Source organism: Buttiauxella noackiae ATCC 51607, from assembly GCF_001654865.1.
GTDB classification, from domain to species: Bacteria; Pseudomonadota; Gammaproteobacteria; order Enterobacterales; family Enterobacteriaceae; genus Buttiauxella; species Buttiauxella noackiae.
Map to the genome: position 1 here is coordinate 18,178 of NZ_LXEO01000028.1, position 25,044 is coordinate 43,221.

A 25,044-nucleotide genomic window follows, 5' to 3' on the forward strand; every position below is an offset into this window, starting at 1 on the left:
TCTCCCAGGCGCAACACCGGGGAGATGAGAAGGATTTTTTAACGTGCTGCGTGATAGATAGCGTTAAAGCCTAGCTTTTGCAGCATTGTTGCTGCCGCTTCATTATCACATTGGATATACAGCGATGACCATTCACGGCGTTCCTGATAATTTTTGCGTAACTTGTCAAACTCACCCGGAATTCCTGCCACTTTACGCAGCGGAGCATCATCGCGGCGCACATCATACACCAGATGAACCAGTCTTTTGAGTGTTGCCTGATCGAGAGGGCCATGAAGGGTAATACGACCAAATTCCGGGGCAGGAAGCAGAGTGTCTAAAGCCACTTGTTGTTTCTGGCCAATAAACTCGCTAAATGCTTCAAACACTTGCGTGGTGCCACGCGCTTTACCTTCCAGCGTATAACCCGCGATGTGGGCAGTACCGATATCAACTTTATTGAGTAGAGCGACATTGAGTTCCGGCTCCGGCTCCCAGACATCAAGTACCACACTCAGATTCTGGCCATTCTCCAGGCATTTAAGCAACGCTACGTTATCCACAACCGGCCCACGGCAGGCGTTAATTAGAATGGAGCCGGGTTTGAGGCTTGAAATCAGTTTCTCGTCAGCAAGATGCAGCGATTTGTACGCACCGTCTTTAAAAAGCGGCGTATGGAACGTCAGAACATCCGCTTCGCGCACCAATTGTTCCAGTGATACAAAATCGCCTTTATCACCGCGATCGGCACGAGGTGGATCGCAAAGCAGCGTACGAACGCCAAAAGCTTCAAGACGCGCCTGCAAACGCGAACCGACATTACCGACACCAACAATACCCACGGTGCGGTCGGTAAGCTGGAAACCGTCGCGTTCGGCAAGCATTAACAGTGAGGAGAAGACATACTCAACAACAGCAATGGCATTACAACCGGGGGCTGCCGAAAATGCGATACCCGCGCGCTGAAGGTAGTTTTCGTCAACGTGGTCAGTGCCAGCCGTTGCCGTACCGACAAATTTTATTCCTTTGTCATCGAGTAAATCAGCATTCACTTTGGTGACTGAACGCACCATTAACGCATCAGCATCAGCCAATTCGGATACGGGAATTGGGCGGCCAGGGACGGCGGTTACGTCGCCAAGGCGACTGAACAATTCACGTGCATAGGGCATGTTTTCGTCAACGAGGATTTTCACGTTAGCTACCTGTTCGGTTAATCGTCGAGAATAAGCCCGATAGTGTGCCATAATCTGGCGTCCTGGCATACTTGAGCCAGGGATCGACAAAGGATTTAAGCCTATGCAACCCATTCAGGGGGCGACAGCACGTCCTCCGGGGGAACCACCCTCCCCAACTTCAGCGGCAGGTGAGTTTCCGCTTTCTACACAGCAACGTACCGTTCTGGAACGTTTGATTACACGTATTGTTGCGCTTAACCAGCAACAAAGTGCCGAAGTGTGGGCGGGATTAAAACATGACCTCGGGCTAAAAGGTGAAACGCCATTGTTATCACGTCACTTCCCCGCGGCTGAACAAAATCTGAATCAGCGTCTCAGTAACGCTCAAACAACCCATGCAACGCGCCAGGTTGTACAACAGCTCAGCGAATTGCTATCGCAAGGCAATAATCGCCAGGCTGTGAGTGATTACATTCGCCAACAGTTTGGGCAGACAGCCCTTAGCCAGCTCACGCCAGAACAATTAAAAAGCGTACTGACATTATTGCAAAATAACCAGTTGGCAATCCCGCAGCCGCAACAGCGCCCGGCGACCGATCGCCCTCTGTTACCTGCTGAACATAATTCATTAAACAATCAGGTGGCCAAACTTACTGCCGCGACAGGCGAGTCTGGAAAGTTAATCTGGCAATCGATGCTTGAGCTAAGCGGTGTAAAAACCGGTGATCTGATTCCGGCAAAGCATTTCGCCTTGCTGACAACATGGTTGCAGGCGCGCCAGACATTGAGCCAGCAGACGACGCCAACGCTGCATACCATCCAGGCCGCGCTAAAGCAGCCTCTGGAACCAGCAGAATGGAAAGAGATTACCGATTATTCCCTGCAGCGTTTTCAGGCGGCGCCGCAGTCGTTACTTACCACTGCACAAGTGCAGGATATTTTGAATCAGATCTTTTTGAAGCGAGCAGAACGTCAGCCGGCCTCGCTTGAAGTGCAAAATATTCAGCCAATCGCCAGCCCAATTTGGGCGCCATTTATTGAACCGATGAAGTTAATAAGTGCTCGCCCTGGGCTGGCACTTATCGCATTGATTGTAGTGATGGTTTTGTTCTGGATAGTGATTTAACCATAAGCCACCCAGCCCTGGGTGGCTTGTCTTACTTGCGAAAGGCGATGAGTGTAACCACAATCCCGACTGACGCGGAAATTGCTCCAGCCAAGAATACTGACGGATAACCCATCGAGGTCGCTAACAATCCCGTCAGCGGCCCTGCGACACCGTACGAAATATCCTGAAACGCCGCATAACCACCCAGTGCCGTACCGCGTACCTGAGCCGGGACGCGCTTCACTACTTCAACCCCCAGTGCCGGGAAGATTAACGAGCAACCACAGCCCGTCAACGCAGCACCAATTAGCGCAACGCCTGCTCCCGGGGCCTGCCAGAGTAGAAGCAACCCGGCGGTTTCAATCGCCAACGAGACCAACGCGACTCTTACACCGCCAAATCTGTCAGGCATCCAGCCAAATAGCACACGCATCAGCACAAAAGCGCCACCAAAGGCGGTCAGCGTAAAGCCTGCCCAGGCCCAGCCGTTGGCAGAGAAATAGAGTGAAACAAAGGTACCAATGACCGCAAAACCCACACCTTGTAGCGCAAGGCCCAGACCTGGTTTCCAGATAAGACCAATCACAGTAAACAGCGATGGGCGCTCGCCTTTATGCGCAGGCACCGCGCGAATACGGCCATTAAACGCCCAGGCAACCAATGGTAGCGCAATGGTTGAAACACCCAGCGCGACAAACCCCCAATGGCTATTGAGCAGCAAACCCAACGGGGCTCCGGCAGCTAACGCGCCATAGATGGCCATCCCGTTCCAGGACATCACTTTGCCAGAACGCGCCGGGCCCACTAAGCCCAGTCCCCAGGTCAGGTTGCCGGTAAGCAGTTGGCTTTCGCCAAAACCGAGAATCAAACGGCCAACGATCAACAGCCCAAATTTCGCCATCGGCTCAACGGGCAATAGCGCCGCCAGCAGATAAGCGACTCCTGCAAATGCGCATGCACACATGCCCTGTAACGTCGAACGTTTCGCGCCCTGCTGATCGGCCAGGCGCCCGGCATAACCGCGGGTTAAAACCGTTGCCAGGAACTGAATGCCTACGGCAATCCCAACCATGGTGTTGCCAAAACCAAGCTCATGGTGAACAAAAAGCGGGATAACAGGCAGCGGTAAGCCAACTGTCATATATGTGAGAAACACCGCGAAGGTAATGCTGAATAAGGACTTATTTTCGGATTTGCTATTTTTAAGCTGAGAATCAATCAATGCAGACATGCTGCTTACTCCATTTATCGCAGAGTAAGGCGAGGTAACCACCCACGCCCTTTCCCTCTGAACGTTCAGATTAAGGGTGCGTTGGTTGACGTTGAACGCTTACGCATTATCAGAACGATAATGTTATGGCGGGAATAGTGCCTTCAGCCATTGATGCTGTCAATAATTGTGAACAGCAAAAAAAACGAGGCGCCAGAGGCACCCCGTTCGTCATTCTCACTGTCAGTGATGAATTAAGCTTTAACTTTACGCATTACCAGCGTGGCGTTAGTCCCACCGAAACCGAAGCTGTTAGACATAACAGTGTTCAGTTGACGCTCGGTAGTTTCAGTCACGATGTTCAGGCCAGCAGCCTGCTCATCGAGCTGTTCAATGTTAATGCTTGGCGCGATGAAACCGTGCTCCAGCATCAGCAGAGAGTAGATAGCTTCCTGAACGCCTGCAGCACCCAGAGAGTGGCCGGTCATCGCTTTGGTCGCAGACATTGCTGGTGAGTTGTTACCGAAGACTTCTTTGATTGCACCCAGTTCTTTCACATCGCCAACCGGCGTAGAAGTCCCGTGAGTGTTCAGGTAGTCAATAGGGGTATCAACACCGTGCATTGCCATCTTCATGCAACGCACTGCACCTTCACCAGATGGAGCAACCATATCTGCGCCGTCTGAAGTTGCGCCGTAGCCAACGATTTCAGCGTAGATGTGTGCGCCACGAGCCAGAGCGTGCTCCAGTTCTTCAACCACAACCATACCGCCGCCGCCTGCGATAACGAAACCGTCACGGCTCGCATCATAGGTACGGGACGCTTTGTCCGGAGTTTCGTTGTATTTGGTAGACAGTGCGCCCATTGCATCGAACTCACAGGCCATTTCCCAGCACAGCTCTTCGCCGCCGCCAGCAAATACGATGTCCTGTTTGCCCAGTTGAATTTGCTCAACAGCATTACCGATACAATGTGCAGAAGTCGCACATGCGGAGCTGATTGAGTAGTTCACACCGTGAATTTTGAACGGAGTAGCGAGACATGCGGAAACCGCAGAACCCATCGCTTTGGTCACAACATAAGGACCAACCGCTTTCAGGCCGCGCGGGCTACGCATTGCGTCTGCACCGAACACCTGAGATTTAGAAGAACCACCGGAACCTGCAATCAGGCCCACGCGAGGGTTGCTTTGATAAACTTCTTCTTTCAAACCAGCATCTTCAATAGCTTGCTGCATTGAAAGGTAAGCATAGACAGAGGCATCGTTCATGAAACGGACGACTTTACGGTCAATCAGGCCGGTGGTGTCCAGTTTAACGTTACCCCACACGTGGCTGCGCATTCCAGAATCTTTGAATTCTTGAGAGAAAGTGATCCCCGGGCGACCTTCACGCAGAGATGCCAGGACTTCCTGCTGGTTGTTACCGATGCTGGAAACAATGCCCAGACCAGTAATCACTGCACGTTTCATTCAATACCTCTTTTACTGCACTATTAGGATTTCGACAGGCACAATAGCGTACACTTGTACGCCGAACAAGTCCGATCAGCCAAATCGGTGTGAAATTTGCGCCGCTTCGCACACATCGTTATGATCGTTACACTGCCTGCCAGACGAGTAACTTACGTGAAACACTCCCCAATACAATCTGCCAACCTGGACTTTAATGAAGAGGGTACACCTGTATCCCGAGAGTTCGACGACGTGTACTTCTCTAATGATAATGGACTGGAGGAAACTCGTTATGTATTTCTGGGAGGAAACCGTCTAAACGAGCGTTTCGCTACCCATGAACGTTCGCTGTTTGTAGTCGGTGAAAGTGGTTTCGGCACCGGACTTAACTTTTTGACTTTATGGCAAGCTTTTGAAGTTTTTTGCAAAAATCAGCCTCAAGCCCCCCTCAAACGCCTGCACTTTATTAGTTTTGAAAAATTCCCTCTGACCGCAAAAGATTTACACGCCGCCCATACTCATTGGCCAGAACTGGCCGATTTCGCACAGCAATTACAGCAACAGTGGCCGCTGCCAATCGCAGGCTGTCACCGCATTGTGCTGGCGGAAGGTCGCATTACTCTCGATCTTTGGTTCGGTGATATTAACGAACTGATACCGCAGTTAGATGACACTTTAAATAATCAGGTAGACGCCTGGTTCCTTGATGGTTTCGCACCATCAAAAAATCCGGACATGTGGACACCACAGTTGTTCAACGCGATGGCCAAATTGGCGCGCACGGACAGCACGCTGGCAACATTCACCTGCGCCGGGTTTGTACGCCGTGGCTTAATTGATGCCGGTTTCACGATGACCAAAACCAAAGGCTTTGGTCGCAAACGGGAAATGCTGGTTGGAGTAATGGAACGTGCGATCGAAACGCCTGCCCGCACGCCCTGGTACGCGCGCCCTTCGTCACCAGCAAAAGAGGTTGCTATTATCGGCGGTGGCGTTGCCAGCGCCCTGCTGTCACTCGCTTTGCTGCGTCGCGGCTGGCAGGTCACGCTCTATTGCGAAGATGTCGCTCCAGCACTTGGTGCTTCCGGCAACCGCCAGGGCGCACTTTACCCATTGCTCAACACTCACAGCGCAACACTGACAAACTTTTTCAGTGCCGCATTTACCTTTGCCCGCCGCGTATATGACTCATTGCCTGTCGAGTTTGATCATGCCTGGTGTGGCGTGACACAACTTGGCTGGGACGAAAAAAGCCAGCATAAAATCGACCAGATGTTGAGCCTGGAATTTCCCGATGACCTCGTTCATGCCGTCGACGCAGAAACAGCGACAAAACTTTGTGGCTTAGAAACCGGGCGCGGTGGCGCAACCTACCCTCTTGGAGGTTGGTTGTGTCCGGCACAATTGACTGCCGGTGCATTAGCACTGGCTGAAAATCAGGGGCTAAAAACGCATTATCAGCATCATGTTGAAGCATTAACTCAAACGCCTGACGGATGGGATTTATCAATTGCCGAGCAGGAAACAAAACGGCATGCGGCGGTGGTCTTAGCCAACGGTTTTAAAATCAGCAAATTCTCGCAAACTGAAAAATTGCCATTCTCAGCCGTGGGCGGTCAGGTCAGCCATATCCCCACCAGCCCGTCACTTTCAAAATTACTTCAAGTATTGTGCTACGACGGCTATCTGACGCCGCAAAACCCGAACAATCAGCAGCATTGCATCGGTGCAAGTTACCATCGTGGTGCGGAAGATATGCACTATAACGAGGAAGATCAGCTGCATAATTGCCAGCGTTTGATTAACTGCCTGCCGGATATGGATTGGCCTCGCGAAGTGGATACTTCGGCTGGTGAAGCTCGCTGCGGCGTGCGCTGTGCGACACGCGACCATATGCCTCTTATTGGTAGTGTCCCTCGCTACGATGCAACGCTTGAAACCTACGCAACACTTGTTGAAAACCATGACCACGCCGAAACCGCACCGGTTTATGAGAATCTTTTTATGTTGGCGGCTCTGGGTTCAAGGGGATTATGCAGTGCGCCACTGGCGGCAGAAATTCTGGCGGCTCAAATGAGCGATGAACCGGTTCCGATGGATGCTGAAACGCTTGCGGCGCTCAATCCAAATCGCTTTTGGGTGCGGAAATTGTTGAAAGGGAAAGAGGTGAAATAATTTTTGATGGTTACGTTTTCGTAGGGTTGATAAGCGAATGAGCCACCCAGCGGAATTGTCGGGTGACGCTTACGCCTACCCGACCTACGATACTACACGCTCTACCTGAGGGAGAGCGTGTATAAGCGCTACTTAAACTTCGCCTGCTGATACAAGTTATCCCACATCCCCAGCACTAAAGACTGGTCGCGTGGTGAAAGCTCACCAGCCTGAATCGCTTTTTCCAGGCTACCTGATACCGCAGTATTAAGCGCTTCCGGGCTGTGGTCTTCACCATGCTCCAGATCAGCTACCGCCAGAGTCAAATGGCCACGCAGATAACCGCTGGCAAACAGCTCGTCATCACTGGCCGTCTCAACCATTTCATCAATTAGCGCCAGTATGCGTGTCTCAAATTCCGCGATCATCGTACTTCCTCTTTTTTGCAGGTAATTAGTTTAAGTCTTCCGGCCACGGGAACAGATCGGCTGTCAACGGCGGCGTTTTGTAATAGTCACGCAGTGCGGCAATCAGGCGAGCCGGGCGCTCAGGAATACCTTTTTCAAGATACTCCATCACCTGCGCGTGAACGCGACGCTGGAATACCACTCTGTCTGGTTCAAAATCACCATTAAGGTTGTCGCAGCTTACGTTAAATGGAAAATCTGCCGCCACACAAAACAGCCAGTCCAGAGCCTGGGGTTTAATTTCTACATCTTCAAACTGGCACTGTGTTTGTGCATCACGCCCGTCCGGGCAATACCAATAGCCAAAATCAACCAGCTTGCGGCGTTCAGCTCCGGCAATACACCAGTGCGAAATCTCGTGAATACCACTGGCGTAAAAACCATGAGCGAAGACGATACGGTTGTACGGCAGCTCTTCGTCTGCTGGAAGATAAATCGGTTCGTCGTCGCCTTTAATCAGACGTGTATTAAATTCGTCTTTAAAGCAGCTATCGAAAATGTCGATAAGTTCCTGATAATGGTGTTCTGTCATTGTTGTCATATTTGCTGTCGTCATCTTAAGCTACCCCCAACCAATGGAGGATCTCCGGTCCATGGCTATCAAATAAGAGTTTGGCGCTCATCACCGCCGACACAATCACAATCATCGGACGGATCAGTTTTTGCCCTTTACTCAACACAAGACGCGATCCCATTCGCGCCCCTAAAAATTGCCCAGCCATCATCACAAAACCGGTACCCCAAATCACTTTCCCGCCGATGATAAACAGCAGCAGGCCGCCGAGGTTTGATGTGGCGTTAAGTACTTTAGCGTGAGCCGTAGATTTGGCGAGGTTAAAACCGCACAGCGTCACAAACGCCAGCGCATAAAAAGAGCCAGCCCCTGGCCCAAAGAAACCGTCGTAGAAACCCACGCAGCCACCCGCAACCAGTGCAAACGGCAGGCCATATAAACGGCGTTGACGATCTTCTTCACCGAGTTTTGGCATCAGTAAAAAGTACAGGCCAATGCAAATCACCAAGAGAGGTAAAATTTGGCGCAGCACGTCTGATTTCACGTACTGAACCAGCAACGCCCCGGTCGTTGAGCCGATAAACGTCATCAGAATATTGAGTTTCTGATCTTTCAGGCTCACCACTTTGCGACGAATAAAATAGATAGAAGAGGATACCGAGCCCCCGCATGCCTGAAGCTTATTGGTTGCTAAAGCATGCGCAGGTGACATTCCTGTGGCTAACAACGCGGGAACGGTAATCAAACCACCGCCACCCGCCAGAGAATCAATAAACCCTGCAAGCATGGCGACAAAAAACAGCACCACCAGCATCAGGGGAGAAACCATAAACCATTCCATGAACTTATCCGTTAGAGAACGTGCTCATCCAGCAAGGCCTGACAAGAGGCCGGTATTGGGGGAGGTGTTTTTTTCTTCGGCGGCGTGCTGCCTGGTGCAGGCGGCGCAAACCAACTTTGCAGTTCTGCACCACAACCGTCGCCTGGCGGCGGTAATGGCTGATCTTCGCACTCAAGACTATCTGCCGGGCAACGCAGGCGCACATGCATATGCGCGCGGTGCGCAAACCATGGACGCACTTTACGCAGCCAGTCGCGGTCAGCACCCGCATCCAGGCACAGCTGTTGTTTAATCGCCGGATTGACGAAGATGCGGGTAACATCGTTATCTTTCGCGGCAAGCTTGATCAAACTGCTGATTTCTGGCTGCCACAAACGCGGCACCACGTGCTGGTTATCACTGGCGACTAAATCCAGCGCTTGCGGTTTGAGAAGCTGAGCTGACGTCCAGCGGGCTTTGGGAAGCTGCAAAAAGATATCAACATCCAGGCCGCTTTGATGGCTGGCATGCCCCGAGCTAAAACGCCCGCCAGCCGCCATTCCCATGTCACCAATCAGTAGCGTGCCAAGACCAAGTTGCGTCGACTGGTTACTGAGACGTTGAATAAACATCACTAAATCGGGATGGCCGAAATAGCGACGTTGGTCCTGTCTCATCACTTGATAGCGAGGGTCGTTGAGCGGCAACTCGTGGGCACCAACGATACAACCGTTAGAGAATGCACCAATAGATTGCGGACTGCCCGCAATAGGATGACTAATTTTCTGCCACGGTGTGGCGGCAAAAGTAGCGGTGCTGGCGAGTAATACCAGTAGTCCCACGAGTCTGTTTTTCATCGCATTACCAGCGCGGCAAAGAGCAATTCACGTCAGCGTTTTGAGCACGCTGACGCAGCATGTGATCCATTAAAACAATGGCGAGCATCGCTTCGGCAATCGGAACTGCACGGATACCCACGCAAGGATCATGACGGCCACGGGTAACCATCTCCACTTCTTCGCCTTCGCGGTTGATGGTGCGTCCTGGGACCATAATGCTTGAGGTCGGTTTCAGCGCCATATTGGCCACAATCTGCTGGCCGCTGCTGATGCCACCAAGAATGCCGCCAGCGTGGTTGCTCTGGAATCCGTCTTTGGTGATTTCGTCACGGTTTTGACTACCACGTAAATTAACCACGCCAAAGCCCTCGCCGATTTCCACACCCTTCACTGCGTTGATGCTCATCAGTGCGTGGGCAATATCCGCGTCTAAACGGTCAAATACCGGCTCACCAAGGCCCGGTGGCACGTTATCCGCCACAACGGTCACTTTCGCACCAATGGAATCGCCCTCTTTTTTCAGCGCGCGCATCAGTTCATCAAGCGTTTCGATTTTGTCCGGATCGGGGCAGAAGAACGGGTTCTGCTCCACTTGATCCCAGTCTTTGATTTCCAGCGGCACGTCGCCCATTTGCGTCAGGCAACCACGAATAATGATGCCGTATTTATGCGCCAGATATTTTTTAGCAATCGCACCCGCAGCAACGCGCATGGCGGTTTCACGCGCCGAAGAACGGCCACCGCCACGATAATCGCGCAGGCCATATTTTTGTTCGTAGGTGTAATCAGCATGCCCCGGACGGAATACGTCTTTGATCGCGCTGTAATCTTGCGAGCGCTGGTCGGTATTTTCGATCAGCAAACCGATGCTTGTTCCCGTCGTCACGCCTTCAAATACGCCGGAAAGGATCTTCACCTGATCGGGTTCACGACGTTGCGTGGTATAGCGAGAAGTACCCGGGCGGCGGCGGTCGAGATCGTTTTGTAAATCAGCTTCGGTAAGCGGGATACCTGGCGGCACACCATCAACGATGCAACCCAGCGCGATACCATGGGATTCACCAAATGTCGTTACGCGAAATACTTGTCCGATAGAGTTTCCTGCCATTTTTCACGGCTCCTTACCGTTGTCATTTTTGTTGTGTTGTAAGCAAAAGAAGACGGGCCGTAAGGCCCGTCTACACGATTAGTCTTTGTAAATGCTGAAATGTTCACGTGCATCGATAAGCTGCGATTTAGTCAGCATAAACACGCCGTCACCGCCGTTATCGAACTCAAGCCAGGTGAACGGAACATCAGGATACTGATCCATCAGATGCACCATGCTGTTCCCAACTTCACAAATCAGGATGCCGCCATCGGCCAGATAGTCCGGCGCACACGCCAGGATACGACGCGCCAGTTTCAGGCCATCTGTACCGGCAGCTAAACCTAATTCAGGCTCGAAGCGGAACTCGCCCGGCAGGTCAGACATATCTTCCGCATCCACATACGGTGGATTAGTGACGATAATGTCGTACTGCACTTTTGGCAGGTCACGGAACAGGTCGGAACGCATTGGCGTTACCTGGCTTTCCAGGCCGTGCTCAGCGATGTTTTGCTCAGCTACTGCCAGCGCATCAAGAGAAATATCGACCGCATCCACTTCCGCATTCTGGAATTCGTAAGCACAGGCGATAGCGATACAGCCGCTGCCAGTACACATATCAAGAATATGGTGTGGTTCCTGGTCGAAAAGGCCAGCAAAACGGTTGGTGATCAGCTCACCAATCGGGGAACGTGGAACCAAAACACGCTCATCTACATAAAACTCATGGCCGCAGAACCAGGCTTTGTTGGTCAGATAGGCCACCGGGATACGCTCATTAACGCGGCGAATAACACGCTCAACGATGCGATGACGCTCGCTAGGCGTCAGACGTGCGGTGCGCATATCTTCAGGAATATCCAGCGGCAGATAGAGGCTTGGCAGCACTAACTGAACGGCTTCGTCCCACGGATTATCCGTGCCGTGGCCATACCAGACATTGGCGGCGCTAAAACGACTGACTGCCCAGCGCAGCATATCCTGAATGGTGTGCAGCTCATTAACTGCCTCATCGACGAAAATTTTATCCACGTTGCCCTCCGCAGGCCGTTCGCGCTAATTCAATAATCGATTAGTTTGCCATGAAGGCCGCGACAAATCAGCATTTCAATCACTGACACTGCGGTGAAAATTGCGTTTTATTTAGCGATGGACGACAAACCAGGTAAACTGGCGCTAATGCAGATGCGAGACGAGAAACAGATGAAGAAGAAAAATCCGCTCAGCGCTGACGATCAGAACCTTTTCCGTGATCTGATGAGCGGCACAAAAAAATTAACTCAGGACACCATTGTTCACCGTCCAATGCGCAAGAAGGTGCAGGAAGTTCCGGTGAAACGGCTGTTGCAAGAGCAGGTTGATGCCAGCCACTATTTTTCTGATGAATTCCAGCCGCGTCTGGCGACGGAAGGCCCTACACGCTATGTACGCGAAGACGTCAGCCATTTTGAGCTGAAAAAAATACGTCGCGGAGATTATTCGCCAGAGTTATTCCTCGATTTGCATGGCCTCACACAGATGCAGGCAAAACAAGAATTAGGCGCGTTGATTGCGGCCTGTCGGCGTGAGCATGTTTTTTGTGCCTGTGTTATGCATGGGCATGGTAAGCATGTGCTGAAGCAGCAAACGCCGCTGTGGCTGGCACAGCACCCACACATCATGGCATTTCACCAGGCACCAAAAGAGTACGGCGGTGATGCGGCTTTGCTGGTGTTGATTGAAATCGAAGAATGGCTTCCGCCGGAGTTGCCTTAAGATTATGTCGGATGACGCTGCGCTTATCCGACCTACGGTTTTGATTTTGTAGGGTGGATAAGCGCAGCGTCATCCACCAAAACCGTATCGTATGATCGTACAAATAATAAGAGCCGCATTGCGCGGCTCTTTTTTCATGCTTACGGCTTTCAGATAGCTTTAGCGACCTTCAAATTACACGGGCTCATCTGCCAGTTGAACACCCCTTTCCCTGTTTCAGGATCAAGAGTGACATTAGCAATGGCCGAGGTACTGAACATCGGTGGTGTTTCCTCTGGGCAAAGCTCAGACACCAAATAACCGACTAGCGGTAGATGAGAAATCACCAGCGCCGACTCAACCCCTTCATTGGCAAGGGCTTGCAAATAGCAGCTCACCAGGCCCACATCGCCGCACGGCGTCAATTCCGGCAGAATGTCTTCTTTACCTGGAAGAACCAGTGCTTCCCGCACTACATCCAGGGTTTGTTCGGCTCGCAGATAAGGGCTCACCAGAACACGTTCGATATCCACAACCTGACCTTTCAACCAGGTCGCCATTACTCGGGATTCATCACAACCACACTGGGTGAGTGGACGTACCGAGTCACTGGCGGCATTGAGTGCTGCGTCGCCGTGACGCATGATAAAAACTTGCATATTGCACCGCTTTTGTTAACCAGGAATGCTTGAATTCCCCTGAAATCTGAGAGGAGAAATTCAGCAGCCGGGCATTGTGCCTTATCCGTACATCGAATGAAACGCTGTTTTTTACCTCAATGGTGCAAGTATAGTCAATCACTGTTTATTAAGTGAGCGACCAGCATCCATTCACCGAATCATATAATCATGATTCTTTGACTACATTTCCTTCACCGGGGTTCACTTTCCCCCAGAAATTTCGTTGCTCTTCCACCATTTGTAAAAGTCTTTCACAAGGAGTAAAACGCTCCCCGTATTGACTGGCCAGGCGTTGCAGTTGTGCGACGACTTCACCCGCCCCCAGGGTATCCATATAGCGGAACGGGCCACCAAGGAACGGTGGAAAACCAATACCAAACACGCCACCGATGTCACCATCGCGGGCACTGCGAACAACACCTTCATCGAGGCATCGAGCCGCTTCATTAAGCATCATCATCACGCAGCGTTGTGCGATCTCTTTTTCTGCTATCTGCCCTTTGGATGAAACGCCGAGAAGAGTGTAGATTGCAGGGTCGACCTGCTTTTTGCTTCTACTCCCTTTCCCCGAATAAAGATAGAAACCCCGCCCGTTTTTTCTACCTTTGCGATCGTCATTCAAGATTGCTGCAATTTCTGACGGCGCTGCAAAACGATCTCCGTAAGCTTGCTGAAGTATAGGACTAATTTTAGTGCCTACATCAATTCCCACCTCATCCAAAAGTTGGATTGGGCCGACAGGAAAACCAAACGCCACCAACGCATTATCAATTTTATCAGCAGGCTCCCCTTCCACGAGGCAACGCATCGCCTCGTTAACGTAAGGTGCCAGAATACGGTTGACGTAAAACCCTGCGCTGTCACCGACAACAATCGGGGTTTTGCCTTGTTTTTTGGCAAGCACAACTGTCGTGGAAATGGTTTCTGCACTGGTTCCTGCATGTGGAATCACTTCCACTAATGGCATTTTATCGACCGGACTGAAGTAATGCAGGCCAATCACTTGCTCTGGACGTGTGGCGTTAGCTGCAATATCTGCGATTGGCAGAGAAGATGTGTTAGAAGCAAAAATGGTATGCGGTGAGGCATTTTGTTCTATCTCCGCGACCATCTTTTGTTTAAGCGCGAGATCTTCAAAAACCGCTTCCACGACGATATCGCGGTTATGGAATCCGTGATAATCGGTACCACCGGAGATACGCGCCATTTCACGCTGGCGCTCAGCCGCTTTCATATGTCGGCGGCGTACTTTTTTATCCAGCAAGTCCCAGCTGTATTTCAACGCATGGTTAATGCCATCGTTATTAATGTCTTTGATGCGTACGGGCAATTTACCTTTAGTCGCAGTGACAAAAGCAATCCCTCCGCCCATTAATCCTCCACCTAACACACCTACTGCATTTATAGCTCGTGGTTGTGCATCTGCTCCATGTTCTTTTTTAAGCTCGGTACTGGCAAAGAATAATCCGCGCAGAGCCACCGATTGCGGGGTCATCGCCAACTCGCCAAAGGCTTTTGCTTCCGCCTCGTATCCGCTAAAGCTCCCCTGCCCGAGGCCAATCTTAATCACGTCGATAATGCGCTGGGTGGCGGGATAATTACCGTGAGTTTTTTGCTCGGTTTTCTTACTCACCATGCTGAACAATAAAGTACGCCCAAGCGGGCCGGCTAAAATACGCTCACGAATCGGCAATGTTCGCGATGCCTGGCGACCTTTGCCCACCAGCTCAACGGCTGCCGCCAGCAGAATTGACTGTGGCACAACTTCATCCACCAGCCCCAATTTCAGCGCCTGGCGTGGACGTAATTGTTTACCGGTCAAAATCATATCAAGAGCGTTACTAACGCCAATCAGACGTGGCAAACGCTGCGTTCCACCAGAACCTGGCAACAACCCAAGCTGTACTTCTGGCAAACCCAATTTTGTTTTTTCATCGTCGGTACAAATACGCGAATGGCAGGCAAGAGCCAATTCCAGGCCGCCGCCAAGACAAGCGCCATGAATCGCCGCAACTACCGGAATCGGCAAGGCAGCAATTTCAGCCATAATTTGCTGCCCCTGATGTGCCAGGGTTTGTGCCTCAAGTGCCGTCTGGCAACTGGCAATCATGTTGATATCAGCGCCCGCAATAAAGTTATCCGGCTTGCCAGAGATAAATATCAGCCCCTGCAATGCCGTGTTATCACGAACCTGTTTAATGATGTTATGCACTTCCGGGCCGAACGACGCTTTCAGCGTGTTCATCTTTTCGCCAGGCACATCAATCGTCACGATGGCGATATTGTCGAGGCGGATATGTAAGTGGAAAGCAGAAGTCTGTTCCATTATTCGGCCTCCAGAACCATTGCAGCACCCAGGCCCCCTGCGGCGCAGGCAGTCACCAGACCAAAACCTCCGCCGCGACGACGCAGCTCATGGAGCGTTTGCGTAATCATTCGCGCACCTGTTGCGGCAAATGGATGCCCGTAAGCAATCGAGCCACCCAGCACGTTAAATTTCGCATCGTCAACTTCCCCCGTGGCATGGGCGCGGCCCAATACATCACGCGCAAAACGCTCGCTGGCCAGCATTTTCAGATTAGCCAGCGTTTGCGCGGCAAAGGCTTCATGCATATCGAAAAGCGTCAGATCATTCAAGGTGATGCCCGCTCGCTCAAGCGCCAGCGGCGTTGCCCACGCAGGGCCCAACAGCATATCTTTCCAGACATCAACCGCGGTAAACGCGTAGCTGCGTAAGTAACCTAATGGCTTCAAACCCAACTCTTTGGCACGGGATTCCGTCATTAAAATAATGGCTGCCGCACCATCGGTTAGCGGTGTGCTATTTGCAGCGGTGACCGTACCGTGTTTGCGATCGAAGGCTGGTCGCAGCTTCGCGTAATCAGCAATTGAGGAGTTTTGGCGGACGTTGTTATCTTCATTGAAAGGCTGGCGATATGGCGGGATAAAGGCTGTCATCACCTCATCAGCCAGTTTACCTTCTCTCCAGGCATTAGCCGCTTTGGTGTGGGAACGATGTGCGAGCGCATCTTGTTGCTCACGTGTAATCCCGTGAGTTTTCGCCATTTGCTCGGCAGTGTCCCCCATCCGTAAACCTGTTGAATATTCAGCAACAGCGGGCGGCACCGGCAATAAATCACGCGGGCGTAAACGAGAAAACAATTTTAAACGCTGGCCCAGGGTACGCGCTTTATTCACATCCACTAATGTGCGGCCTAGCTTCTTACTAACGCCAATCGGCAGTACCGATGATGAGTCGGCACCACCAGCGATACCCGCTCGGATAGTACCCGCCATGAGGCTTTCAGCCACATTCGCTACGGCCTGGAAGCTGGTCGCACACGCACGACTCACGCTATAAGCGTCGGTATGCACGCTCATCCCGGTACCGAGGACAATTTCGCGAGCAATGTTTGGTGCTTCCGGCATCTGGACGACCTGGCCGAAAACTAGCTGTTCGATAATTTCTGGGGGGATTTCGCTACGTGCCAACAATTCGCTGACCACCATATTGCCGAGATCCACAGCAGGTATGCCGTGAAATGCCGTAGCCTGACGGGCAAACGGTGTTCGTAACCCACTAACAATGGCAATGCGATCACCCTGACGGGTCACCAGCGGAAGTGCCTGACTCATAACGCTCCCCTGTTCTACCCGGCATACTTCAAATTGTGTGGGATTGGCTACACTCACAAACCCTAGTCACTTACTTTAGTAAGCTTCTGGTGGAGATTTGCTCCCTCGCCGCCTGGCCACAATCTGAACTATTTGGGTATAAAATTTGTAAATGACCATTAGTGGTCTGACCTGATCACAGTTTTAACCAAAAAGTTACAATCAGCCAACCGGGGGACTAAAAATTTGGGAGGGGGAACACGCTTTAAGAGAGGAAAATGGTGCTCTTACAGATAAGAGCACCAGGAAATATTAACGCAGGCCCAGCTGGAAGATCATGGTTTCAGCCTGGCAGCTGAAAGTGAAATCGATATCCAGACGAATGCCATCAGCTTCTTCGGTATAACGCGGAACAATCTGGCAAGGTTCAGATTCTGCTGCACGAGCTTTTTCACTCAGTGCTGCCAGAGTTTCGTCAGCTTCAGCGCGGGTTGCGAACACACGGCTATATGTCGCTGTGCAGTCGGTGTTATCGATGATCGAGCCGACATCAATACAGCAGCAAACCGGGGTTTCATCAGCAGTGTTCTTACTCATTTTATGATTTCCTCTGTATTTAAAAGCAAAATTTTTTCAACGAATCTTGTCTATTTTACGCTCCCTGTTGAAGCGACTCCAGTCGTTAATCTTGTCAAAATCTACAAGTGACCCAAATCACACTTAAAAATGATCTGAAACAAGATTCACCCGATTTGCTAGTGATGAACGCCTCGATTTTGCCAGGCAGATCTCGTTTCAGTGATCAAGTTTGAAAATTATTGGATACAAACTTGCAACATCCTATCTGGTCAGACCTATACTCTCGCCACTGGTCTGCTTTCTCTGTAACAGATCAGCCCCTACTATTCGCGCTCCTGTTACGGTATGTAACATTGTTTGTATAAAAATAAATCCAATATGAGGTTTTGGTCATGAGCCAGAAAAACCTGTTTACAAAGTCAGCCCTAGCGGTTGCAGTGGCAATTGTCTCATCGCAGGCCTACTCAGCCGGCTTTCAATTAAACGAGTTCTCTTCCTCAGGCCTAGGCCGAGCTTATTCAGGGGAAGGTGCCGTTGCGGATAATGCGGGCTCTGCCAGCCGTAACCCTGCAACCATCATGATGTTTGACCGCCCTTCCTTCTCCGGCGGCGCAGTATTTGTTGATCCAGACGTTAATATTTCTGGCACATCGCCAACAGGCCGTAGTACTGACGCAGATAACATCGCGCCGACAGCCTGGGTTCCAAACCTCCACTTTGTTGCACCTATTAATGAACAATTTGGCTGGGGAGCATCTGTTACCTCTAACTATGGTTTAGCAACAGAATTCAATAACGATTACACCGCAGGCTCAATGGGCGGTAAAACCGACCTGACCACCCTGAACCTAAATCTGAGTGGTGCATACCGTTTAAATAGCAACTGGAGCTTTGGCCTGGGCTTTGATGCTGTTTACGCTAAAGCGAAAATCGAACGTTACGCAGGTGATTTAGGTCAAATCATTGCAGGCTCCGGTGCATTGCCACCTTCACTTGCTCGTCCAGTATCCCAAATCCCTGCTGACACCCAAATCGCACACCTGAAAGGCGACGAGTGGGGTTATGGCTGGAACGCCGGTATTCTCTATGAAATCGACAAGAATAACCGCTACGGCTTCACCTACCGTTCAGAAGTCAAAATCGACTTTGACGGCGATTATAAGAGCAACCTGCCTTCAGCCTATAACCCGCTGTTGTCTAACTTCGGTTTACCGGCTGGCACCAACGGACAAACCGTTCCAGGCTCTCTGACACTGAATCTGCCAGAAATGTGGGAACTGTCCGGCTATAACAAAGTCGACCCACAGTGGGCTATCCACTATAGCGTGACTTACACCAGTTGGAGCCAGTTCCAGGAGCTGAAGGCCACCGGTACCAACGGTCAGACTCTGTTCTATAAAGATGAAAGCTTCAAAGATGCGTACCGTATTGCTTTAGGTACCACCTACTTTATGGATAAAAACTGGACCTTCCGTACCGGTATCGCGTTCGATGACAGCCCAGTTCCGGCAGACAAACGTTCAATCTCTATTCCGGACCAGGATCGCTTCTGGATCAGTGCTGGTACTACCTACGCATTTAACGATGATGCTTCTGTAGACTTGGGCGTTTCCTACATGCATGGTCAGCACGTAGAGATTAAAGAAGGCCCATATACCTTCCAGTCTGAAGGCAAAGCCTGGCTGTACGGTATGAACTTTAACTACGCATTCTGATAGTTAACAGTGACAAAAAAGGCGAAACCTGGGTTTCGCCTTTTTTATGTCTATGACCCACTCAATACTTACTGAGAGTCGATATCTTTTAAGTCATCTTCAATCGCGGCAGCATTCGGATTTGCTGCTGGTGAAAGCTTCCCACCGTTAGCAATAAAATCATGACGCTGGAAATAAGCTTCACGAACTGTAATGTACGGATCCGAAGATTGTTTGAGCAAACCATCAGAATCCAGCAACTGAGCACGCGTTTCGATACCTTCAACCGTCCATTTACCAATAGACATTGGCCACGTCAGCCATGAAAGCAGCGGATAGAGCGTATCGGCATAGTCACCACCTTCATCACGCAACGTAAAGCTGCCATAGAACGGTAGCTGCACATACGGACCATAGCCAACACCATAGTGGCCCAGCGTCGAGCCGAAACGATGAGGTTCTTCGCGCTGCAGTTTCGGGTTCGCCATACCAGCAACGTCAATCAAACCACCCATACCGAGCAACGTGTTCAGGAAGAATCGCGTAAAGTGAACCATCCCTTGATAGGGGTCACCCTGAATAAAATAGTTCACCATCGACGCTGGTTCTTCGAGGTTGCTGGTGAAGTTACTTATCCCATTACGAGCCGGTTGCGGCACATAATCACGCCACACCACAGCCACCGGGCGCACAACATACGGGTCCAACACATTAAAGTTGAAGTTGTACATTGTACGGTTGAACCCTTCAAATGGATCCGATCGCCCTTGCGGTTGTGTATCGGCCGAACTAGCACACCCTACTAAAACCGTAGTCGCCAGTGCCAGCCCGGTCAGGCGGAAATTCATATATTTCTCCCTGTTATTATTACTCTACGCTTTCAGCTTTAATGCCATCTTCACCAGCTTGCGCCGCTTTAGCCTGTTCGATGCTTCTTTGCACCACAGCCCGACGCTGGTCGTTTGCCGGTAAGACTTGTAGCATTATTTGCCATGCACCAATAGCTTCGCGGTAATGCTGTTGTTCAAAAGCGTTGAATGCCAGCAGGCTCAATGCGCGAATATTGGTATGATCCACCTTGAGCAATTCTCGCAAAAGATTTCCACCCAACTGGTTATCCTGCGCATCTCCACTACGGGTCAATACTTCAGCATAGCCCAGCTTTGCATTACTGTTAGTGGGCGACAGATTATACGCATGAGCAAAAGCTTGTGTAGCAGTAGATGCATTATTCAGAACCATACCAATTCGCCCGAGCATCATCCACCCCTCAATATTGTCAGGTTCGTGCTGCAAACGGGTACGCAACCCAAGGCCAAGGTTTGCCATTTCGGGCATATTCAGCGGCTCCGCCTGTGGATCTAAAGCGCGTTGTAACAACTGTGGTGTCTGCCTGGTCACTTTTTGCCAGGCTATCACTTGCTTCCAGTCAGATGTTTTTAGATAAACTCCTACACTCACCACCACCAAAATCACCGCTCCGGGCGCAAAAAACCAGAAATGGGCTTTTCGGGTAATTGCTGGTTGAGTTTCACTTTCAGGCTCATCACTAAAGTGCACCCGCCGTTTACGGCTGCGCATGACAATCACAACCGCGCCGCCGAGAATAAACAGCCCAGGAAGCACCCATAAAATGATAGTGGCAGGTGTTAGCGGTGGTTCGTACGTCACGAAATTACCGTAACGTTGCACCATGTAATCAATAATCTGCTGCTTCGTTTTACCCTGCTGCATCAGTTCATAAACTTTCAGACGCATATCAGAGGCAATCATCGCATTGGAATCCGCAATGCTGTTGTTCTGGCATTTCGGGCAACGCAATTGCTCAGTGAGCTGGCGGAACTGTTGTTCTTGCGCTTCGTCTTTGAACTGGAAAGTATCTATTGCCGCGAGCACATTAAACGAGAACAAGAATGCGATGAGAAATAGCCATACGCTTTTCATGCACCTGCCTCCTTGTTGTATTTATCCCACAGCGGTTTTAATTCTTGCTGCCAGACGCGATCGTTAAGATCCCCCGCGTGGCGATAGCGAATGATCCCTTTACCATCGATCAGGAAAGTTTCTGGTGCGCCATAAACGCCCAGATCTAACCCCAGCATGCCGTTGCCATCAAACAGGCTCAGCGCGTAAGGGTTACCCAATTCATTCAGCCAGGTAATCGCTTTGCGGCGGTCGTCTTTATAATTCATACCGACTACGCGTACGCCTTGTGCCTTGAGCCCATTGAGATACTGATGCTCTGCGCGACAGGTCGGGCACCAGGTTGCCCATACGTTGAGTAATAACGGTTTGCCATCAGTCAGAGCTGACTGGTCATAAATCTTGCCCGGGTTTTCCAAAGACTCCAGTCGGAACACCGGCACCGCTTTACCAACCAATGCAGATTCGAGATTGGTCGGGTCATCGCCCTGCGCATTACGTGCCAGTTGCCACAGTAACATCGCAGCCAACAAGAGAAATAAAACGAGCGGGATAAATAATACTTTGCGCTTCATGCAGCCTCCGGCATGTTTTTACGCTGACGGTAACGTGGGTCAAATAAACAGAACAGGCCGCCGAGCGTCATCAATATTCCGCCCATCCAAATCCAGCGCACAAAAGGTTTGTAATAGAGACGCACCGCCCAACTGCCATCATCTAACTCTTCACCCAGAGCAGCGTAGAGATCGCGCGTCACACCGCCGTCAATTGCCGCTTCAGTCATCATGGCGCGGTTGCTGTTGTAGAAACGTTTTTCAGCATGCAGCGTGGCTTCAGGTTTGCCATTACGCGTCACGTCGATAATACCCACGCCGCCACGGTAATTCGGGCCCGTCAATTCATGAACATCGCGGAACACAAAGTGGTATTGGTGGATGTCGATGCTGTCGCCCGCTTTCATACGCACATCCCGTTCGACACTGTAATTCTGGCTAAAGGCGATACCGACGACAGTTACCGCCAACCCCAGATGCCCAAACACCATGCCCCAATGGCTGCGTGGCAATTTCCATAACCCTTTCAGCAAACCATGGCGATGCGTGGCGCGATCAAAGACTTCGGTTAACGCCAGCACAAATACCCAGACCGCCATAAGTAAACCGATGACCGTCATCGCTTCGATACGGTCTTGCATCAACCAGGGCAAAGTTAACGCCAGCACAACGGTCACCACGACGGCAATCACCAGTCGTTTAATCAGCTTTTGCGGCTCATCACGACGCCAGCGCACCAGCGGGCCAATGCCGAGCAGCAGCGCGAACGGTGCCATCAACGCGGTAAACATCGTGTTGAAGAACGGCTCACCAATAGAAATGCTGCCCAACCCCAGTTGCTTGTGCACCAAAGGCAGCAGCGTTCCTAACAACACCACCAGCATTGCAGCGATTAACAGCACGTTATTGCCGAGCAAAAATGATTCCCGCGACCACAAACTATTGCCGACACGTGAACGCACTTTACTGCCCTGAACCGCATACAGTAGCAGCGAACCGCCAATCACAATCACCAGGAACGCGAGGATAAACATGCCGCGCGCCGGGTCAGAGGCAAATGAGTGCACCGATACCAGCACGCCCGAGCGAACCAGGAACGTGCCGAGCAGGCACAGCGAGAATGCGGTAATCGCCAGCAGCACCGTCCAGGCTTTGAAGCTGCCACGTTTTTCCGTCACTGACAGAGAGTGGATTAACGCAGTACCCGCAAGCCATGGCATAAACGAGGCGTTTTCTACCGGGTCCCAGAACCACCAGCCGCCCCAACCCAGCTCGTAATAAGCCCAGGCCGAACCTAAAACAATGCCGATGGTTAAAAATGACCAGGCCGCTAACGTCCACGGACGCGTCCAGCGCGCCCAGGCAGAATCGAGTTTTCCGGCCATCAGCGCGGCGATAGAGAACGCAAACGCCACCGAGAAACCGACATACCCCATGTACAACAGTGGCGGGTGGAAAATCAGCCCGATATCTTGCAACAGCGGATTCAGGTCGCGACCTTCGATAGGGAAGTCAGGCAACGTACGGGTGAACGGATTAGAGGTGAAAATGATAAACAGCAGAAAGCCGAAATTAATCATCCCCATTACCGCCAGCACACGTGCTACGGCATCTTGTGGCATGCTGCGACTAAACAGCGCCACTGCAAATGTCCAGGCACTCAGCAACAATACCCAAAGCAGCAATGAGCCTTCATGCGCGCCCCATGTGGCGGCAACGCGATACCACACCGGCAGTTCGCTGTTGGAGTTATTTGCGACGTACAGCACGGTAAAATCATTCACCACAAACGCATTTACCAGCACCAGGAAACAGGCGCATAGCGTGATAAACAGCGCCCATGCTAACGGTCGGGCAGAGGCCATCAACCGTGAGTCATTACGCTTCACGCCCCACAGCGGGTAAACACTGAGTAACAATGACCAGCCGAGCGCCAGACAAAGCAAAAAACTGCCAATTTCTGGCATCATGAGGCGTTATCCTTGTAGGCCTGTGGAGCGCGTTGGTGATTTTTTTCCATCGCTTCTTTTACTTCCGGCGGCGTGTAATTTTCATCATGTTTCGCCAACACTTCTTTGGCTTCAATCTTATTACCGGCTTCAAACACGCCTTGTGCGACCACGCCCTGCCCCTCGCGGAATAAGTCAGGCAAAATACCAACGTAGCTGACATCTACCACGCCGCTGACATCATAGAGTTTGAAAGTCACTTTCAGCGTCTGGTTATCACGCTTGACGCTGCCGGGCTGAACCATTCCGCCAACGCGCAAACGCTGCCCCACTTCCGGCAACTGGTGGCTTTCGCCTTTGCCATACAGAATTTCACTCGGGGTATAGAAGAGATCGATATTGCTACGTAACGCATACAGCACCAGCGTGATAGTAAGTCCTAACCCCACCAGCACAGAAAGCGCCAGATATAATCGATTTTTACGACGCGTGTTCATTCAGTTCCCTCTGCCTGGCGTGCTGCCTGAATCCGTTTTTCTCGCGCCTGTTGGCGCGTGACTGAATTTAAAATGGTGCGATGCTGCAAACGGGTATGCACCACCAACATCAGTAATGGGATAAAGGTCAACGTGACGGCAAGCCAGACATAAAACGCATAGCCACCCATGGCAAAAAAATCAGTCCAGCTTACAAATGCGCTGTTCATGCGCTTCTCCCTTTATTCGCCAGCGCCGTCACCCATGAGCGGCGCTGCTCCTGAAGCAAAATAAGATTACGCATACGCATTAACGTCAGCGTGGCAAACAGCATCAGAAAACCGAAGATAGTCAGGCGCAGCGGAGTGCGCATCGAAGGGTCAATACTTTGCTGCATATTGGTGGAACCCTGATGCAGCGTGTTCCACCACTCCACCGAGAAGTGGATAATCGGCAAGTTCACCACGCCCACCAGCACCAGAATACCTGCGGCACGCCCGGCCAGACGGCGGTCGTCAAAGGCGTTATACAACGCAATCACACCGATATAGAGAAACAACAGCACTAGTTCGGAAGTCAGACGTGCATCCCACACCCACCAGGTTCCCCACATCGGTTTGCCCCATGCAGCGCCCGTCACCAGCGCAATAAAGGTAAACACCGCACCCACCGGGGCCATTGCCGCCACAGCAAGGTCAGACATTTTCATCTGCCACACCAGGCCGATAAACGCCGCCACGGCCATCGAGCCATAGATGCCCATCGACCAGATTGCCGCAGGCACATGAAGATACATAATGCGATAGCTTTGTCCTTGTTGATAATCCGCAGGCGCGAAACCAAAACCCCAGACACAACCGACCACTAACAACACCACGCTGATAAGCGCAAACCACGGCACCAAACGCCCACAAAGCTGATAAAGCCGCTCGGGTTTAGCGAGTTGATGTAACCATTTCCACATAATCGTTGCTCACAAAAAAGTTGCTTTGGTAGATGACGCTTCGCTTATCTACCCTACAACATATTG

General features: G+C 51.2%; 24 protein-coding genes. 4 read left to right on the top strand and 20 right to left on the bottom strand.

Annotated features, from left to right (window positions below; all coding sequences use genetic code 11):
• Positions 1–38: 38 nt before the first annotated feature.
• Positions 39–1,175, bottom strand: coding sequence for a 4-phosphoerythronate dehydrogenase PdxB (gene pdxB, locus M979_RS11225; RefSeq protein ID WP_064554974.1), 1,137 nt, complete (start codon positions 1,173–1,175; stop codon positions 39–41).
• A 103-nt stretch (positions 1,176–1,278) separates the two neighbouring features.
• Between pdxB and flk the strand changes: the two genes are divergently transcribed.
• The gene (gene flk, locus M979_RS11230) at positions 1,279–2,283 is read left to right on the top strand and encodes a flagella biosynthesis regulator Flk (protein ID WP_064554975.1); all 1,005 of its coding nucleotides are present in this window, start codon (positions 1,279–1,281) and stop codon (positions 2,281–2,283) included.
• Positions 2,284–2,314: 31 nt separating this feature from the next.
• On the opposite strand, the gene M979_RS11235 is transcribed toward flk, so the two are convergent.
• Together M979_RS11235 and fabB are read right to left on the bottom strand one after the other, a co-directional pair.
• A complete protein-coding gene (locus tag M979_RS11235) occupies positions 2,315–3,496 on the bottom strand; it encodes an MFS transporter (protein ID WP_034458874.1) in 1,182 nt (393 codons plus the stop codon).
• A gap of 233 nt (positions 3,497–3,729) precedes the next feature.
• Positions 3,730–4,947 (bottom strand): beta-ketoacyl-ACP synthase I, encoded by a 1,218-nt coding sequence (fabB, locus tag M979_RS11240; protein WP_034458876.1) that lies wholly within the window; start codon positions 4,945–4,947, stop codon positions 3,730–3,732.
• A 156-nt stretch (positions 4,948–5,103) separates the two neighbouring features.
• Between fabB and mnmC the strand changes: the two genes are divergently transcribed.
• On the top strand, positions 5,104–7,104 hold the full coding sequence (gene mnmC / locus M979_RS11245; RefSeq protein ID WP_064554976.1) for a bifunctional tRNA (5-methylaminomethyl-2-thiouridine)(34)-methyltransferase MnmC2/FAD-dependent 5-carboxymethylaminomethyl-2-thiouridine(34) oxidoreductase MnmC1: 2,001 nt from the start codon (positions 5,104–5,106) through the stop codon (positions 7,102–7,104).
• Positions 7,105–7,232: 128 nt separating this feature from the next.
• Here the strand turns inward: mnmC and M979_RS11250 are convergent, their stop codons facing one another.
• The 6 genes from M979_RS11250 to prmB form a co-directional block, all read right to left on the bottom strand.
• Positions 7,233–7,511: a YfcL family protein gene (locus M979_RS11250; RefSeq protein WP_034458879.1), complete on the bottom strand. Its 279-nt coding sequence runs from the start codon at positions 7,509–7,511 to the stop codon at positions 7,233–7,235.
• A 25-nt stretch (positions 7,512–7,536) separates the two neighbouring features.
• Entirely contained in the window at positions 7,537–8,082 is a 546-nt protein-coding gene (locus tag M979_RS11255) for an elongation factor P hydroxylase (RefSeq protein WP_034460087.1), read from the bottom strand.
• Positions 8,083–8,107: 25 nt separating this feature from the next.
• Positions 8,108–8,905 carry a sulfite exporter TauE/SafE family protein gene (locus M979_RS11260; protein WP_034458881.1) on the bottom strand — a complete coding sequence of 266 codons (798 nt, stop codon included), beginning with the start codon at positions 8,903–8,905 and terminating at the stop codon, positions 8,108–8,110.
• 11 nt (positions 8,906–8,916) lie between these two features.
• Positions 8,917–9,741, bottom strand: coding sequence for a penicillin-insensitive murein endopeptidase (gene mepA / locus M979_RS11265; RefSeq protein ID WP_064554977.1), 825 nt, complete (start codon positions 9,739–9,741; stop codon positions 8,917–8,919).
• Positions 9,742–9,745: 4 nt separating this feature from the next.
• Positions 9,746–10,831, bottom strand: coding sequence for a chorismate synthase (gene aroC, locus M979_RS11270; RefSeq protein WP_064554978.1), 1,086 nt, complete (start codon positions 10,829–10,831; stop codon positions 9,746–9,748).
• Positions 10,832–10,909: 78 nt separating this feature from the next.
• The gene (prmB, locus tag M979_RS11275) at positions 10,910–11,842 is read right to left on the bottom strand and encodes a 50S ribosomal protein L3 N(5)-glutamine methyltransferase (protein ID WP_034458887.1); all 933 of its coding nucleotides are present in this window, start codon (positions 11,840–11,842) and stop codon (positions 10,910–10,912) included.
• Between the two features lie 171 nt (positions 11,843–12,013).
• On the opposite strand from prmB, the gene smrB reads away from it, so the two are divergent.
• A complete protein-coding gene (smrB, locus tag M979_RS11280; RefSeq protein WP_064555001.1) occupies positions 12,014–12,565 on the top strand; it encodes an endonuclease SmrB in 552 nt (183 codons plus the stop codon).
• A gap of 149 nt (positions 12,566–12,714) precedes the next feature.
• Here smrB and sixA read toward each other — a convergent pair whose 3' ends face one another.
• The 4 genes from sixA to M979_RS11300 form a co-directional block, all read right to left on the bottom strand.
• Positions 12,715–13,203 (bottom strand): phosphohistidine phosphatase SixA, encoded by a 489-nt coding sequence (gene sixA, locus M979_RS11285; protein ID WP_034458889.1) that lies wholly within the window; start codon positions 13,201–13,203, stop codon positions 12,715–12,717.
• Positions 13,204–13,390: 187 nt separating this feature from the next.
• Positions 13,391–15,550 (bottom strand): fatty acid oxidation complex subunit alpha FadJ, encoded by a 2,160-nt coding sequence (gene fadJ / locus M979_RS11290; RefSeq protein ID WP_064554979.1) that lies wholly within the window; start codon positions 15,548–15,550, stop codon positions 13,391–13,393.
• Positions 15,550–16,860 (bottom strand): acetyl-CoA C-acyltransferase FadI, encoded by a 1,311-nt coding sequence (gene fadI / locus M979_RS11295; RefSeq protein ID WP_064554980.1) that lies wholly within the window; start codon positions 16,858–16,860, stop codon positions 15,550–15,552. The genes fadJ and fadI overlap by 1 nt, the downstream gene beginning before the upstream one ends.
• A 291-nt stretch (positions 16,861–17,151) precedes the next feature.
• Complete coding sequence (locus M979_RS11300) at positions 17,152–17,436, bottom strand: YfcZ/YiiS family protein (RefSeq protein ID WP_034458894.1); 285 nt, start codon at positions 17,434–17,436, stop codon at positions 17,152–17,154.
• Between the two features lie 374 nt (positions 17,437–17,810).
• Here M979_RS11300 and fadL point away from each other — a divergent pair, with 374 nt between their 5' ends.
• Complete coding sequence (fadL, locus tag M979_RS11305) at positions 17,811–19,133, top strand: long-chain fatty acid transporter FadL (protein WP_034458896.1); 1,323 nt, start codon at positions 17,811–17,813, stop codon at positions 19,131–19,133.
• A 68-nt stretch (positions 19,134–19,201) separates the two neighbouring features.
• Here fadL and mlaA read toward each other — a convergent pair whose 3' ends face one another.
• Genes mlaA through M979_RS11340 form a run of 7 tightly spaced genes read right to left on the bottom strand, consistent with a single transcriptional unit; the run spans position 19,202 to position 24,978 of the window.
• The gene (mlaA, locus tag M979_RS11310; RefSeq protein WP_034458898.1) at positions 19,202–19,960 is read right to left on the bottom strand and encodes a phospholipid-binding lipoprotein MlaA; all 759 of its coding nucleotides are present in this window, start codon (positions 19,958–19,960) and stop codon (positions 19,202–19,204) included.
• Between the two features lie 19 nt (positions 19,961–19,979).
• Positions 19,980–21,056 carry a cytochrome c-type biogenesis protein CcmH gene (locus M979_RS11315; protein ID WP_064554981.1) on the bottom strand — a complete coding sequence of 359 codons (1,077 nt, stop codon included), beginning with the start codon at positions 21,054–21,056 and terminating at the stop codon, positions 19,980–19,982.
• Entirely contained in the window at positions 21,053–21,610 is a 558-nt protein-coding gene (dsbE, locus tag M979_RS11320; protein ID WP_064554982.1) for a thiol:disulfide interchange protein DsbE, read from the bottom strand. Before dsbE ends, M979_RS11315 begins: the two co-directional genes overlap by 4 nt.
• Positions 21,607–23,559 (bottom strand): heme lyase CcmF/NrfE family subunit, encoded by a 1,953-nt coding sequence (locus M979_RS11325; protein WP_064554983.1) that lies wholly within the window; start codon positions 23,557–23,559, stop codon positions 21,607–21,609. The genes dsbE and M979_RS11325 overlap by 4 nt, the downstream gene beginning before the upstream one ends.
• A complete protein-coding gene (ccmE, locus tag M979_RS11330) occupies positions 23,556–24,035 on the bottom strand; it encodes a cytochrome c maturation protein CcmE (RefSeq protein WP_064554984.1) in 480 nt (159 codons plus the stop codon). Before ccmE ends, M979_RS11325 begins: the two co-directional genes overlap by 4 nt.
• Positions 24,032–24,244 (bottom strand): heme exporter protein CcmD, encoded by a 213-nt coding sequence (ccmD, locus tag M979_RS11335; RefSeq protein ID WP_064554985.1) that lies wholly within the window; start codon positions 24,242–24,244, stop codon positions 24,032–24,034. Before ccmD ends, ccmE begins: the two co-directional genes overlap by 4 nt.
• Positions 24,241–24,978, bottom strand: a complete 738-nt coding sequence (locus M979_RS11340; protein WP_064554986.1) for a heme ABC transporter permease — start codon at positions 24,976–24,978, stop codon at positions 24,241–24,243. The genes ccmD and M979_RS11340 overlap by 4 nt, the downstream gene beginning before the upstream one ends.
• Between the last annotated feature and the right edge of the window lie 66 nt (positions 24,979–25,044).

Coding starts and splice junctions, on each gene's coding strand:
- M979_RS11300 (WP_034458894.1), bottom strand. CDS start 17,436: ATGAGTAAGAACACTGCTGATGAAACCCCGGTTTGCTGCTGTATTGAT.
- M979_RS11315 (WP_064554981.1), bottom strand. CDS start 21,056: ATGAAAAGCGTATGGCTATTTCTCATCGCATTCTTGTTCTCGTTTAAT.
- M979_RS11325 (WP_064554983.1), bottom strand. CDS start 23,559: ATGATGCCAGAAATTGGCAGTTTTTTGCTTTGTCTGGCGCTCGGCTGG.
- fadJ (WP_064554979.1), bottom strand. CDS start 15,550: ATGGAACAGACTTCTGCTTTCCACTTACATATCCGCCTCGACAATATC.
- aroC (WP_064554978.1), bottom strand. CDS start 10,831: ATGGCAGGAAACTCTATCGGACAAGTATTTCGCGTAACGACATTTGGT.
- M979_RS11260 (WP_034458881.1), bottom strand. CDS start 8,905: ATGGAATGGTTTATGGTTTCTCCCCTGATGCTGGTGGTGCTGTTTTTT.
- fadL (WP_034458896.1), top strand. CDS start 17,811: ATGAGCCAGAAAAACCTGTTTACAAAGTCAGCCCTAGCGGTTGCAGTG.
- M979_RS11340 (WP_064554986.1), bottom strand. CDS start 24,978: ATGTGGAAATGGTTACATCAACTCGCTAAACCCGAGCGGCTTTATCAG.
- sixA (WP_034458889.1), bottom strand. CDS start 13,203: ATGCAAGTTTTTATCATGCGTCACGGCGACGCAGCACTCAATGCCGCC.
- M979_RS11235 (WP_034458874.1), bottom strand. CDS start 3,496: ATGTCTGCATTGATTGATTCTCAGCTTAAAAATAGCAAATCCGAAAAT.
- ccmE (WP_064554984.1), bottom strand. CDS start 24,035: ATGAACACGCGTCGTAAAAATCGATTATATCTGGCGCTTTCTGTGCTG.
- dsbE (WP_064554982.1), bottom strand. CDS start 21,610: ATGAAGCGCAAAGTATTATTTATCCCGCTCGTTTTATTTCTCTTGTTG.
- fabB (WP_034458876.1), bottom strand. CDS start 4,947: ATGAAACGTGCAGTGATTACTGGTCTGGGCATTGTTTCCAGCATCGGT.
- smrB (WP_064555001.1), top strand. CDS start 12,014: ATGAAGAAGAAAAATCCGCTCAGCGCTGACGATCAGAACCTTTTCCGT.
- mlaA (WP_034458898.1), bottom strand. CDS start 19,960: ATGAATTTCCGCCTGACCGGGCTGGCACTGGCGACTACGGTTTTAGTA.
- M979_RS11250 (WP_034458879.1), bottom strand. CDS start 7,511: ATGATCGCGGAATTTGAGACACGCATACTGGCGCTAATTGATGAAATG.
- ccmD (WP_064554985.1), bottom strand. CDS start 24,244: ATGAACAGCGCATTTGTAAGCTGGACTGATTTTTTTGCCATGGGTGGC.
- mepA (WP_064554977.1), bottom strand. CDS start 9,741: ATGAAAAACAGACTCGTGGGACTACTGGTATTACTCGCCAGCACCGCT.
- flk (WP_064554975.1), top strand. CDS start 1,279: ATGCAACCCATTCAGGGGGCGACAGCACGTCCTCCGGGGGAACCACCC.
- fadI (WP_064554980.1), bottom strand. CDS start 16,860: ATGAGTCAGGCACTTCCGCTGGTGACCCGTCAGGGTGATCGCATTGCC.
- M979_RS11255 (WP_034460087.1), bottom strand. CDS start 8,082: ATGACAGAACACCATTATCAGGAACTTATCGACATTTTCGATAGCTGC.